12 protein-coding genes are annotated in these 12,157 nt (G+C 67.7%); 2 read left to right on the top strand and 10 right to left on the bottom strand.

Annotated features, from left to right (window positions below; all coding sequences use genetic code 11):
- Positions 1-70 precede the first annotated feature (70 nt).
- The 10 genes from BV908_RS07510 to BV908_RS07465 all read right to left on the bottom strand — a co-directional run bounded on the left by BV908_RS07510 (position 71) and on the right by BV908_RS07465 (position 10,082).
- A complete protein-coding gene (locus tag BV908_RS07510) occupies positions 71-1,135 on the bottom strand; it encodes an NAD(P)/FAD-dependent oxidoreductase (RefSeq protein WP_103737719.1) in 1,065 nt (354 codons plus the stop codon).
- Between the two features lie 24 nt (positions 1,136-1,159).
- Positions 1,160-1,483 (bottom strand): ferredoxin FdxA, encoded by a 324-nt coding sequence (gene fdxA / locus BV908_RS07505; RefSeq protein WP_047351321.1) that lies wholly within the window; start codon positions 1,481-1,483, stop codon positions 1,160-1,162.
- A gap of 102 nt (positions 1,484-1,585) precedes the next feature.
- Entirely contained in the window at positions 1,586-2,974 is a 1,389-nt protein-coding gene (locus BV908_RS07500) for a GTP-binding protein (RefSeq protein ID WP_103737718.1), read from the bottom strand.
- Positions 2,974-3,906 (bottom strand): sulfate adenylyltransferase subunit CysD, encoded by a 933-nt coding sequence (gene cysD / locus BV908_RS07495; RefSeq protein ID WP_011805056.1) that lies wholly within the window; start codon positions 3,904-3,906, stop codon positions 2,974-2,976. Before cysD ends, BV908_RS07500 begins: the two co-directional genes overlap by 1 nt.
- Before the next feature lie 61 nt (positions 3,907-3,967).
- Entirely contained in the window at positions 3,968-4,609 is a 642-nt protein-coding gene (locus BV908_RS07490) for a phosphoadenosine phosphosulfate reductase family protein (RefSeq protein ID WP_011805057.1), read from the bottom strand.
- Complete coding sequence (locus tag BV908_RS07485) at positions 4,606-5,001, bottom strand: DUF934 domain-containing protein (RefSeq protein ID WP_011805058.1); 396 nt, start codon at positions 4,999-5,001, stop codon at positions 4,606-4,608. Before BV908_RS07485 ends, BV908_RS07490 begins: the two co-directional genes overlap by 4 nt.
- A gap of 25 nt (positions 5,002-5,026) precedes the next feature.
- Positions 5,027-6,814, bottom strand: coding sequence for a nitrite/sulfite reductase (locus BV908_RS07480; RefSeq protein WP_103737717.1), 1,788 nt, complete (start codon positions 6,812-6,814; stop codon positions 5,027-5,029).
- A 153-nt stretch (positions 6,815-6,967) separates the two neighbouring features.
- Positions 6,968-8,887 (bottom strand): FAD-dependent 5-carboxymethylaminomethyl-2-thiouridine(34) oxidoreductase MnmC, encoded by a 1,920-nt coding sequence (gene mnmC, locus BV908_RS07475; RefSeq protein WP_103737716.1) that lies wholly within the window; start codon positions 8,885-8,887, stop codon positions 6,968-6,970.
- Positions 8,888-8,923: 36 nt separating this feature from the next.
- Positions 8,924-9,589 (bottom strand): trimeric intracellular cation channel family protein, encoded by a 666-nt coding sequence (locus BV908_RS07470; RefSeq protein ID WP_011805061.1) that lies wholly within the window; start codon positions 9,587-9,589, stop codon positions 8,924-8,926.
- A gap of 220 nt (positions 9,590-9,809) precedes the next feature.
- The gene (locus tag BV908_RS07465) at positions 9,810-10,082 is read right to left on the bottom strand and encodes an oxidative damage protection protein (protein WP_011805062.1); all 273 of its coding nucleotides are present in this window, start codon (positions 10,080-10,082) and stop codon (positions 9,810-9,812) included.
- A gap of 138 nt (positions 10,083-10,220) precedes the next feature.
- Between BV908_RS07465 and BV908_RS07460 the strand changes: the two genes are divergently transcribed.
- A complete protein-coding gene (locus tag BV908_RS07460) occupies positions 10,221-11,240 on the top strand; it encodes a sulfate ABC transporter substrate-binding protein (RefSeq protein WP_015913438.1) in 1,020 nt (339 codons plus the stop codon).
- 210 nt (positions 11,241-11,450) lie between these two features.
- A complete protein-coding gene (locus BV908_RS07455; RefSeq protein ID WP_199856264.1) occupies positions 11,451-12,140 on the top strand; it encodes a glutathione S-transferase in 690 nt (229 codons plus the stop codon).
- Positions 12,141-12,157 lie beyond the last annotated feature (17 nt).

The raw sequence follows: 12,157 nt of genomic DNA, 5'->3' as shown, positions 1-12,157 counted from the left end.
CGCGCTGCAAGCTCCTGCTTCAATAGCGCCCGGCGCATTGCCGCAGGGCGCGCCGCGCCGTCGCCGCAGGTCAACGGGCCGGGGCGACGCCCAGCCGGGCCTGCAGCCGTTCGCTGCTGGTGGTGTATTCCAGGGGCAGCTTGTGGCCCGCCTGCCGTTCGGCCTCGGCGAAGGCGGCGAGGGTGGCTTCGTGGAAGCCGCACAGGATCAGCTTGCGCTTGCCGGGGTAGGTGTTGATGTCGCCGACGGCGTAGATGCCGGGGACGCTGGTGGCGAAAGTGGCCGTGTCCACGGCCAGCTGCTTGCGGTCCATCGCCAGGCCCCAGTCGGCGATGGGCCCTAGGCGCGGAGAGATGCCCAGGTAGGCCAGCAGCAGGTCCAGCGGCTGGCGCTGTGGCTCGCCTTGCGGGTCCAGCAGGGCCAGCGCCTGCAGGGTGCCGTCGGGCGCGGTCTCCACGCCCGTGATCTGGCCGATCACGACCTGGATGCGGCCCGCCTCGCGCAGTGCCTGCAGTTGCGCCAGCAGCGCGGGCGCGGCCTGGAAGGCATCGCGCCGGTGCAGCAGCAGCACCTGCGCGGCAGCGTCCACGCAGTCCAGCGCCGCCTGCACGGCCGCCTCGTCGCCGCCATGTACCACCACGCGCTTGCCGGTCGCGGCACGGGTGGCCGTGGCGGCGTCAGGGTGGTAGAGCAACTGGCCGGGGGCCAGCGCCTCTACCCCCTCGGCCTTGATGGCGCGCGGCACGAAGGCGCCCACGCCCGCGGCGATGAAGACGCTGCGCGCCAGCAGCGCGGTGCCGGCGGTGGTGGTGAGCAGAATACGTCCGTCGGCCTGCGCGGCCAGCGCGTGGACCTGCTGGCCCAAGTGCAGCGTGGGGGAGAAAGGGGCGATCTGCCGCTGCAGCAGTTCCACGAGCCCCTGGCCCGTGCACACAGGGATGCCGGGAATGTCGTAGATGGGTTTGTCGGGATACAGCTCGGCGCACTGGCCGCCCACATGGGGCAGCGCATCAACCAGGTGCGCCGCGATGCCCTGCAGCCCGAGCTGGAAGACCTGGAAGAGCCCCACCGGCCCGGCGCCGATCACCACGGCGTCCGCAGCCTGGGGCGTCGGGCTGCTGGGGGATGGGTGCATGTGGGCGTGGCGGGAGCGCGGGAGTCAGCGCTCCAGCAGGTCCAGCTTGCCGGGCTTGCCGTTCCAGTCGTCAGCGTCGGGCAGCGGTGCCTTGCGCTTGGTGATGCTCTTGAACTTGGGCGTCAGCTCGGCGTTGATCTTGATGAAGGCCAGCTGGTCGCTGGGCAGGTCTTCCTCGGCAAAGATGGCGTTGGCCGGGCATTCGGGGATGCACACGGCGCAGTCGATGCACTCGTCGGGGTCGATCACGAGGAAGTTGGGACCTTCGCGGAAGCAGTCCACGGGGCACACATCCACGCAATCGGTGTATTTGCACTTGATGCAGTTTTCGGTGACGACGTGAGTCATGAGTAGTTGTGTTCTGGTATGGGGTTAGCCCGCGATTTTAGGCCGACCGCCGCCTCAGCAGGCCAGCCAACCATGCCTGAGGCGCGGAAACCTTAACGTTGATCAAGCTTTTGGGGCCGGTGCGTTCACCAGCACGGCGCCCGCCGTCTTGTGGCTGGCGGTGTCGACCAGGATGAGCGAACCGAGCACGCGGCTGCGCGCGAACGGCGCCGCGGGCAGGGGTTCCTGCAGCAGCAGCTCCACATGGCCGATGGCATTGGGCTCCAGCTGGGTGGCGTCTTCCTCGGCCAGGGTGTTGATGTCCAGGCGGTGGACCACGCGGCGCACCTTGACCTTGACCCAGCGGTGGCCGTGCAGCGCCCAGTACACGCGGCCAGCCACCAGCGGCTCGTCGTCCATCCACGCGACGGTGGCGGTGATCTCGCGCTGGCCGGGCCATGCGGGCACAGTGGCGGGGGTGTCGAAGTCGTCCTCGGCCGCGGCAGCGGGGGCGGGCGCAGCCACGATCCAGTCGCCGCGCGAGACGTCCACCTCGCGGTCGAGGGTGATGCCCGCGCTCTGGCCCGCGGCCACGCCGGTGGCGCGGCGCGCATGGTCCAGCACCTGCGCCACCTGCGCCAGCTGGCCGCTGGGGAAGATGGCGACCTGCGCACCCGGCTGCACGCGGCCCGTGCCCACCCGGCCCCAGAACACGCGGCGCCCCTGCGAAGTGTCGGACGAGGAAGAAAATTTCTCCACCCACTGCACCGGGAAGGCCAGGGGCAGGCCGGCGTCGGGCGGGGTGTTGGGCAGCCGCTCCAGGATCTGCAGCAGGCTCGGGCCCGCGTAGTCACACCAGCCGGGCTTGGCCTCTACCACGTTCCAGCCCTTGAGCGCCGACACCGGCACCACGCCCGCCACCGCGATGCCCGCGTGCCGGGCGAACTGCTCCAGCGCGGCACGGATGTGACGGTAGGCGAGCTGTGGGTCGGCCACGGCGTCGAGCTTGTTCACGGCAAACACCAGCGAATGCACACGCAGCAGGTGCACCAGCAGGCTGTGGCGGCGCGTTTGCGGCAGCAGCGTGAGTTGCGGGTTCTGCCAATCAAGTTTGGTGGCGTCCACCAGCACCACGGCGGCGTCGGCCTGGGAGGCGGCGGTGACCATGTTGCGCGTGTACTGTTCGTGGCCGGGCGCGTCGCCGATGATGAACTTGCGCGCCTCGGTGGCGAAGTAGCGGTAGGCCACGTCGATGGTGATGCCCTGCTCGCGCTCGGCACTGAGGCCGTCGGTCAGCAGCGCCAGGTCGGTCTCTCCGCCGCGCTGCACGCCGGCCAGGTGGTCCTGCAGCACGGCGCGGCTGTCCACCAGCAGGCGGCCGATCAGCGTGCTCTTGCCATCGTCCACGCTGCCGCAGGTGATGAAGCGCAGCGCGGAAATGTGATCATTTGTGCCGCTAGCGCTTTCTGGTTGTGCGCTGGAAGCTATTGAATTGATAGTGGCGGTGGTCATCAGAAATACCCGTCTTTCTTGCGCTTTTCCATCGAGGCGTCGCTGGTCTTGTCGTCCATGCGCGTGGCGCCGCGCTCGCTGACCTCGGCGGCCAGGGTCTCGATCACGATTTCGCCTGCCGTGGCGGCCGGGCTTTCCACCGGGCAGGTGCAGGTGATGTCGCCCACGGTGCGAAAGCGCACGGTGCGCGTCTGCACCGCTTCGCCGTCCTTCGGGGGCGTGAGCGGCGTGACGGGCACCAGCAGGCCGCGGCGCTCCACCACTTCGCGCGGGTGGGCGTAGTACAGCGATGGCAGGGCGACCTGCTCGCGCTCGATGTACTGCCACACGTCCAGCTCGGTCCAGTTGCTGATGGGAAAGACGCGGAAATGCTCGCCGGGGGCCAGGCGGGTGTTGAACAGCGTCCACAGCTCGGGGCGCTGCGCCTTGGGCTGCCATTGGCCGAAGCTGTCGCGGTGGCTGAAGATGCGCTCCTTGGCGCGCGCCTTCTCCTCGTCCCGGCGCGCACCGCCGATCAAGGCGTCGAAGCGAAACTCCTCAATCGCTTCGAGCAGCGTGACGGACTGGTGCACGTTGCGCGATTCGCCGGGGTGGGCCAGGCGCACGGTGCCGCGCGCCATCGAGTCCTCGACGCTGCGCACGATGAGTTCGGCGCCCAGTTCCTTTGCGCGGAAGTCACGGAAGTCGGTCACCTCGGGGAAGTTGTGCCCCGTGTCGATCATCAGCAGCGGGTAGGGAATGCGGCCCGCGCCGAAGGCCTTCTCGGCGCACTTGAGCATGACCAGCGAGTCCTTGCCGCCCGAGAACAGCAGGGCGGGGCGCTCGAAGGCCGCGGCCACCTCGCGCAGGATGAAGATGGTTTCTTCTTCTAGCGCGTCCAGGTGGCGGTTGCTGAGCTGGTTGAGCACTTGGGAGTCAACACGGGCGTTCATTCGATGTTCCAGTCAAATCTGGCTCCAGCGCTTGTGGGGCAAGCGCAGGCAGCTATCGTTTTTAGTGGGCCAGGTGCAGGCCGCATTCGCGGTTGTCTTCGCCCTTGGTGGGGTCCACGTAGTCAAAGTTGTTGGGCAGGCCGTGCTGTTGACAGTACTCGTGCAGCTGTTTGGACGACCAGTGCAATAGCGGCGCGACCTTGATCAGGCCGTCGGGGTTGATGCTCACGGGGTCCATCTGCGCGCGCACGGCGGTGTCGGTGGCGCGCAGCGCGGTGAACCACACCCGGGGTGCCGTTTCGCGCAGGGCGCGGGCGAAGGGTTCGAGCTTCACCTCTTCGGTGAACGCGGCGTGGCGCGGGTCGTCCAGGGCGGGCGTCGGGCCTTCCACGGCCTCGCGGTGGGCGCGCGAGCGGCGCGGCAGGTAGATCTTCAGGTTGAGCCCCAGCTGCTTCGTCACCGCGTCGGCAAAGCGGTAGGTGGCCTCGGTGTTGTAGCCGTTGTCCATCCAGACCACAGGCACGCCCGGCTGCACGCGGGTGACCAGGTGCAGGATCACGGCCTCGAACGGGCGGAAATTGGTGGTGACGATGGGCGTCTGGCCCAGGCCCAGCGCCCAGGCCACCAGCGCGGCGGCATCGTGGCCGTGCTCGGCGTTGACGCGGGCGAGTTCGGCGGCGCTGACTGCCGTGGCGGTGCTCATGCGGCCTCCCGGGCGAACAGCGGGCGCGGCTCCAGCACGTCGCCCTGGTAGAAGGCGGCATAGCGCGCGAACTGGCGTTCGGCCGCGGCCGGGTCCACGCCGGGCGCCAGCACCGCGCTGCTGAAGCCGCTGCGGTGCATGTGCACCAGCTGGTCGATCAGCACGTCGCCCGTGGCGCGGATATCGCCCGCAAAGCGGTAGCGGCGGCGCAGCAGCAGCGCCTGGCTGTAGGCGCGGCCGTCGGTGAACTTGGGGAACTGCAGCTCGATGCGCTGCACGCCCTCCAGCGCGCCTTCGGCGGCCAGCGCGGCCAGGTCGGCATCGTTGGCGATCTGCAGGGTTTTGAGGTCGTCAGCGCCCAGGGATAAAGCGCCAGCAGCTATGATTTTCATAGTATTCAAGGTCTTTTGAGTGGGGTCAGGCCACGGCCTCTTCAGCCGCCTTGGGGTGGCGCGCACCATTGGCGGCGGCCTTGAAGGGGTCCTGGCCCACGCGGCGCAGGGTGTCGATGAACAGCTCGCCGCCCTTGCGCAGCGCGCGGTAGGTGTCCAGCAGCGCCTCGATCACGTCGGGCACTTCGGCGGCCGAGAACGACGGGCCGACCACCTTGCCGCCGATGGCCGGGCCGGACAGCTGCGTACCGTCGGAGCCGCCCAGCGTGATCTGGTACCACTCCTTGCCGTCCTTGTCCACGCCCAGGATGCCGATGTGGCCGCTGTGGTGGTGGCCGCAGCTGTTGATGCAGCCGCTCATGTGCAGGTCGATGGGGCCGATGTCGAACAGCTCGTCCAGGTCTTGGTAGCGCTCGGTGATCGCCGCGGCGATGGGCAGTGAACGCGCGTTGGCCAGCGAGCAGAAGTCGCCGCCCGGGCAGGCGATCATGTCCGTCAGCAGGCCGATGTTGGGCTGCGCCAGGCCCAGCTTGCGCGCGGCCTCGTACAGCGCGGGCAGGTCGGCTTCGTGCACCCAGGGCAGCAGCAGGTTCTGCTCGTGCGTCAGGCGCGCCTCGCCGGCGCTGAACTGGTCGGCCAGCTGGGCCAGGGCGTCCAGCGTGTCGCCGTCGGCATCGCCGGGCGCAAAGCCCACGCGCTTGAACGACAGTGTCACCGCCTTCAGCCCCGCCATGCGGTGGCCGCGCACGTTCTGCTGCAGCCAGCGCTGGTACAGCTGGCCGGAGGTGTTCACGCCATGCGGGCGGCCGGCGGGCCGCAGCGGTGGCACGACGAAATGGCCGGTCACGCGGTCCAGCTCGGCCTGGGTGATGGTGTGGGGGGCGCCGTCCTGCTCCAGGATGGCGCGGTATTCGGCCTCCACCGCGTCGATGAACTGCTGGCCTTCGCTCTTGACCAGGATCTTGATGCGCGCCTTCCACTTGTTGTCGCGGCGGCCGTAGCTGTTGTACACGCGCACGATGGCTTCGATGTAGTTCAGCAGCTGGTCCCACGGCAGAAATTCACGCACCACGGTGCCGATGACGGGCGTGCGCCCCATGCCGCCGCCCACCTTGACGGCAAAGCCCACCTCGCCAGCCGCGTTCTTCAGCGCTTGCAGGCCGATGTCATACCAGCCGGTCGCGGCACGGTCTTCCGCGGCGCCGTTGAAGGCGATCTTGAACTTGCGCGGCAGGTAGGTGAACTCGGGGTGCAGCGAGCTCCACTGGCGCGTGATCTCGGCGAACGGCCGGGTGTCCAAGATCTCGTCCTCGGCGATGCCGGCGTAGGCCTCGCAGGTGATGTTGCGGATGTCGTTGCCGCTGGTCTGGATGCCGTGCATGTGCACGCTGGCCAGCAGGTCCATCACGTCGGCCGCGCGGGTGATGGGAATCCAGTTGAACTGCACGTTGGTGCGCGTAGTGAAGTGGCCGTAGCCGTAGCGCAGCGGGGGCGCGGCCAGCGTCAGGCCCGGCTGGGCGGCCTGCAGCTGGTCCTGCGTGGCCTGGGCATGGGCCAGCAGCTCGGGCGTGGGGCGGTCGTATTCGCGGGCGATGTGGGCCAGCATGCGCAGCTGGGCGCTGTTGATATCGCCATAGGGCACGGCGATGCGGGCCATGGGCGCGTAGCGCTGGATGTACCAGCCGTTTTGCAGGCGCAGGGGCAGCAGTTGCTCGTCGGTCAACTCGCCGCGCTGCCAGCGTTCGAGCTGATCGCGGAATTGCTGGGCGCGCAGGTGGACGAACTGGCGGTCGAATTCGGTGTACTGGTACATGGCAGGGCCGTGGGCGTTTCAACACAGGTGCCGCCGGGCCCCGAATGGCGCCCGCAGCATCGATGGGCGCACTTTAAAAGTCTGTCTTATAAAGACAAACTATTTTTTAATGCTTCATATATTCCGTTATTTGTATATGAAATGCATGTCGGTTCACTGTGGCTCATACCCTAGCCAGCGCTCGCTGCTCAACGCGCGCGCCAGAGGGGCGTCCAGCGGCAGGGGCTCACTGTGCAGCCGCGCGGCGATCAGTTCGCCGCACAGCAATGACAGCGTGAGCCCGCGCGCGCCCATGGCAGTGCACAGCCACAGGCCGGGCTGGCGCACCGGGTCCACCGGCCCCACGATGGGGCGGCGGTCCAGCGCACCGCAGCGCACGGCCGCCCAGGTGCGCACGGGGCCGTCCGGCGCGGTGGCGGCCTGGGTGAAAGCGGCGTCCATGGCAGCGCCCAGGGGGGGCAGCAGCGCGTGCAGTTTGGCCTGATTGGTGGCCAAGCCCTTGGCGTGGTCGTCAGGGCTGGGGGGCAGGGCGGTCTTCAGGCGCTCGAACGTGGAGCCCAGCACCCAGCCTGCGCCGTCCTGCAGCGGCACACGGGGCACCAGGTTGCCGTTGCCATTGACCGGCTGGGGCGGCCAGGGGGCGCCCGCGGGGGCCTGGGCATGCAGGCCCCAGGCCAACTGGCCGCGCAGCGGATTCATGGGCCAATGCGCGTGCGTGAGCGGGCCGGTGTGGTGCCCGGCGCAAACCACGGCAAGTTCCGCCTCGGCCAGGACTCGCCCTTCGGCGTCCAGTGCCTGCCAGAGGGGCTGGCCGTCGACGGTGGTGCGGCGCAACTCCGCCACTGCCGAGCTGCCGCGCCAGTGGATGGCCGGGTCGTTCAGCAGGTGGGCGATGAGCTGGGGCGGGCGCACCCAGCCCGCGTGCTCGTGCCAGCAGGCCACCGTGTCCGCCGATAAGCCGTTGGCCTGCAGTTGTGCGGGTGTTGCGGGGCGACTCCAGTCCAGGCCAGGCCCGTCGCTCCAGGCCAATCCTGTGGTGCCGTCCACACGGTGCTCCAGCGTGCCGCACGCGCTCCAGTCGGTGCCGCGCGTCTCGGCTGGAAGCTGCGCCAGCGTATTCAGCGTGGTGCGTACCCCCGCGCGCGACAGGCGCGAGATCAGGTTGTCGTCCTGCGAGACATTGGGCGCGAACACCCCCGCCGGCAGGCCGGATGCACCGGTGGCAGGGTGATCGGCCCGGTCCAGCACCTGGACCTGCCAGCCACGGTGCGCCAGGCTGGCCGCCACGGCGGCGCCCGCCAGTCCTGCGCCCACCACCAGGCAGCGGGCCGGGGCGGCCACCGTGGCGTCTGGCAGCACGGGCTGGCCGGCGCGTGGCTCCCAGCGGGGCGCGTAGGTGGCCTGCAGGTTGTCGCGCTTGGGGCGGACACCTGGCACCTTCTGCACCTCGAAGCCGCACTGCACCAGCCCGTCCCGCACGCCGCGCGCCACCGTCCACGTCGCCAGGCGGGTGCCGCGACGGCAGCAGCGCGCCACGGCCTTGAGGGTGTGGATGTCCCACATTTGCGGGTTGTGCTGGGGGTCGAAGCCGTCCAGGTACACCGAATCCGCCGTGGGCTGCTGCTGCCTCAGCAGGGCTTGCGCGTCACCGATGTACAGCGTGAGCAGCACCTGCCCGCCGTCGAACGAGAGCCTGTGCACGCCCGGCAGCAAGCCCCAGTACTGCGCCGCCAACTGTTGGGCCAGCGATTGCAGTGTGGAATCGATGGGCGCGGCGCGCAGCAGATCGGCCGCGCTCACGGGCCAGGCCTCGCAAGACACGAAGTGCAGCCGCTGTGGCCGGTGGGGGTCGGCGCGCCAGGCGGCCCAGGTCACGAGGAAATTCAGGCCCAGGCCGAAGCCGGTTTCCAGCACGCGCCACTGCGGCTGGTTCTGCCAGGCCTGGGGCAGGCCGCAGCCGGCGAGAAATGTGCCGCGGGCTTGTTCCAGGCCGCCTTGCTCGCTGTGGTACCGGTCTGAGAAGCGCGGGCTGTAGGGCGTGCCGTCTTCCAGCCATTCAATCGGTTCGGACATGGTGTTGGGAGGCGCGAAAAGATTACAGAAACAGTGTCATTCCCAGCGCTGCTGGTACGAGAACACCGGCAGGCGCCAGTGGTAGTGCAGTGCCAGTAGCCGCAGCGCCAGGCCGGCGGCGAAGCACACCAAAGTGCTGAGGTTGTTTTCCACTTCCATCGTGCGCAGTCCCAGGAACAGCAGGCACACGGCCAGGGACACGCTGGCGTACAGCTCGCGCCGAAAGACCACGGGCACCTGGTTGCACAGCACGTCGCGCAGGATGCCGCCGCTGATGCCCGTGAGCATGCCGGACATCACCACCACCACGGGCGGGTAGCCCAGCTCCAGGGCCACGTTGCATCCGATCAACGAGAACGCGATCAACCCCATGGCGTCCAGCAGCAGGAACACGCGCTTGATCCGGTGCAGGTAGCGCGCCACCACCGTCGTCAGCAGGCCTGCGGAGATCACCAGGTACACGTATTCCGGGTGCTGCGTCCAGCCGATCGGGTAGTGGCCCAGCACCATGTCACGGATGGTGCCGCCGCCCAGCGCGGTCACAAAGGCGATCACGCTGACACCGAAGATGTCCATGTTGCGCCGGCCTGCGGCCAGCGCGCCAGACATGGCCTCGGCCGTGATGGCCACAAGGTAGATCACCAGCAGGGTGGTGAACTGTGAGAACTGGAACGAGTCCAGCAAGGACACCGACGGCAACATGAATATCTCCTCAGGGAGCCGGGCCTGGGCCGCCTGCCAGGCGCAGTGGGCTACAACGGCAACGCCCCCGCCACAGTGATGCGACGGGGGCGACTGCAAAGAGGCGCTGCTTCAGCGCAGCGCTGCGTTATGCGCCGGGCGGGACGCAGCCAGCCTCAGCGTCTGCGCCGCGCCAAAGAAGTGGCTTTAGCGAAACCGCTTCTTGCAGCGCTGCACTGCGTTACGCGCTGGGCGGCACATAACCCGCCGCAGCGTCTGCGCCGCTGCCGAAGAAGTGGTTTTCCATCTGGCGGGCGAGGTATTGGCGCGCGCGCGCGTCAGCCAGGTTCAGGCGGTTCTCGTTGACCAGCATGGTCTGGTGTTTGATCCAGTCGGCCCAGGCTTGCTTGCTCACGTTGTCATAGATGCGTTTGCCCAGATCGCCGGGGTAGGGCGCAAAGTCGAGGCCTTCGGCTTCCTTGCCGAGCTTGATGCAGTGGACGGTACGTGCCATGGAGCGATTCCTTGCTGAAACTTCAGACGTCAATGGAATAACGAACTGAAATCTTATTGGTTTGGATTTTGAAGGGCGACTTCCAGAATGCCTTGCATCGGTGAACCGCACCGACGCACCCTGCAACGAAAGCCCTTCATGAACAATCGCCGCGACTTTATCAAGTTTCCCCTGGCCACCGCCCTGACGGCGGTCATGTCCCTGACGTCTTTGCCGTCGTTCGCGCAGCCCGCCCAGTTCCTCAACGTGTCCTACGACCCCACGCGTGAACTCTATGTGGCCTACAACCAGGCCTTCGCACGCCACTGGAAGGCCAAGACGGGGCAGGAAGTGCAGTTCAAACAGTCGCACGGCGGCTCGGGCAAGCAGGCGCGTTCGATCATCGATGGCATCGACGCCGACGTGGCTACGCTGGCCCTGGGCGGAGACGTGGATGCGCTGGCCCAGCACGGCCTGCTGGCGCCCGCTTGGCAAAAGCGCCTCCCGCACAACTCGGCGCCCTATACCTCCACCATCGTGTTCTTGGTGAAGAAGGGCAACCCCAAGGGCGTGAAGGATTGGGATGACTTAGTCAAGCCCGGCGTGCAAGTCATCACACCCAACCCCAAGACCAGCGGCGGGGCCCGTTGGAACTATCTTGCCGCCTGGGAGTTCGCCAAGCGCAAGTACGGCAGCGACACTCAAGCCAAGGATTTCGTGTCCAAGCTCTACAAGAACGTGCCGGTGCTCGACACGGGTGCGCGCGGCTCGACCATCACCTTCGTGCAGCGCGGTGTGGGCGACGTGCTGCTGGCCTGGGAGAACGAGGCGTTTCTTGCGCTCAAGGAGTTCGGCAAGGACAAGTTCGAGATCGTCGTGCCATCGCTGTCCATCTTGGCCGAACCCACGGTGGCGGTGGTGGACAAGGTGGTGGACAAGAAGGGCACGCGCGCGCTGGCGGAGGAGTACCTTGCTTACCTCTATTCCGACGAGGGGCAGGACATTGCTGGAAAGAACTTCTACCGTCCAACCAGCGAGAAGGCCAAGGCCCAGTACGACAAGCAATTCCCCAAGCTCACACTGGCCACCATCGACCAGGCTTTCGGTGGCTGGGCCAAGGCCAATCGGGAGCATTTTGCGGACGGCGCACTGTTTGACCAGATCTACAGCCGGCGTTGATCCGTCTTTGGATGAAAATCGGCGCTAAGCGTTGATGAGTAAGCGCTATAAGCTATCAAAAATATAGTTTGCAAAGCGCCCCGCGCTCCTTTGGCGAAGTGAGGGACGTGGGTCCGGGCCTCGGCGCGAGGGACAGCACACCCATGGCGGGGCACGCCGTGCCGCGGCAGGCGCCAACCCTTCGCGCGCGACTGCACTACCATGCCGCCCATGCTGACCGTTCACCACCTGGAAACCTCGCGCTCCCAGCGCATTCTGTGGCTGCTGGAAGAACTGGGCGTGCCCTACGACATCCGCCGTTACTCGCGTGACCCCGTGACCAGGCTGGCGCCACCAGAGCTCAAGCGGGTGCACCCGCTGGGCAAGTCGCCCGTCATCACCGAAGGCGACATGGTGGTGGCCGAATCTGGCGCCATCATCGAATATCTGGCCGAGCGCTACGGTGCACAGGCGCCGGCGGATCTGGCCCATCTGGAACCCGCGCGCGGCACGGCAGAACATCGCCAGTGCAGGTTCTGGATGCATTACGCCGAGGGGTCCCTGATGAACTGGCTGGTGATGAAGCTGGTGTTCGACACCATTGCGCGCCAGCCCATGCCGTTTTTTGTGCGCCCCATCGCGCGCACCCTGTGCGCCAAAGTGCAGCAAAGACTCATCGGCCCGAACGTGCAAACCGCCCTGGCCTTCATGGATGCGCACCTGGCCCAGCACGACTGGTTCGCCGGGGGCCACCTGACCATGGCCGACTTTCAGATGAGCTTTGCCGTGGAGGCGGCCCTCGCGCGCGGGGGCGACGAAACGGCCTGGCCGCACCTGGTGGCCTACCGCCAGCGTATGCGGGCGCGTCCGGCCTACCAGCGGGCGCTGGAGCAGGGCGGCCCCGTGGTGATGCAGGCCTGAGGGGCACTGCCGCGCCA

Source organism: Diaphorobacter sp. LR2014-1, assembly GCF_002916785.1.
GTDB lineage: Bacteria > Pseudomonadota > Gammaproteobacteria > Burkholderiales > Burkholderiaceae_C > Diaphorobacter > Diaphorobacter nitroreducens.
Note: the sequence above shows the minus strand (reverse complement) of the source record. Positions and strands in the feature narration are given on the sequence as shown.

Coding starts and splice junctions, on each gene's coding strand:
- BV908_RS07470 (WP_011805061.1), bottom strand. CDS start 9,589: ATGTTGCCGTCGGTGTCCTTGCTGGACTCGTTCCAGTTCTCACAGTTC.
- BV908_RS07485 (WP_011805058.1), bottom strand. CDS start 5,001: ATGAAAATCATAGCTGCTGGCGCTTTATCCCTGGGCGCTGACGACCTC.
- BV908_RS07465 (WP_011805062.1), bottom strand. CDS start 10,082: ATGGCACGTACCGTCCACTGCATCAAGCTCGGCAAGGAAGCCGAAGGC.
- BV908_RS07460 (WP_015913438.1), top strand. CDS start 10,221: ATGAACAATCGCCGCGACTTTATCAAGTTTCCCCTGGCCACCGCCCTG.
- BV908_RS07510 (WP_103737719.1), bottom strand. CDS start 1,135: ATGCACCCATCCCCCAGCAGCCCGACGCCCCAGGCTGCGGACGCCGTG.
- BV908_RS07455 (WP_199856264.1), top strand. CDS start 11,451: ATGCTGACCGTTCACCACCTGGAAACCTCGCGCTCCCAGCGCATTCTG.
- BV908_RS07500 (WP_103737718.1), bottom strand. CDS start 2,974: ATGACCACCGCCACTATCAATTCAATAGCTTCCAGCGCACAACCAGAA.
- fdxA (WP_047351321.1), bottom strand. CDS start 1,483: ATGACTCACGTCGTCACCGAAAACTGCATCAAGTGCAAATACACCGAT.
- mnmC (WP_103737716.1), bottom strand. CDS start 8,887: ATGTCCGAACCGATTGAATGGCTGGAAGACGGCACGCCCTACAGCCCG.
- BV908_RS07480 (WP_103737717.1), bottom strand. CDS start 6,814: ATGTACCAGTACACCGAATTCGACCGCCAGTTCGTCCACCTGCGCGCC.
- cysD (WP_011805056.1), bottom strand. CDS start 3,906: ATGAACGCCCGTGTTGACTCCCAAGTGCTCAACCAGCTCAGCAACCGC.
- BV908_RS07490 (WP_011805057.1), bottom strand. CDS start 4,609: ATGAGCACCGCCACGGCAGTCAGCGCCGCCGAACTCGCCCGCGTCAAC.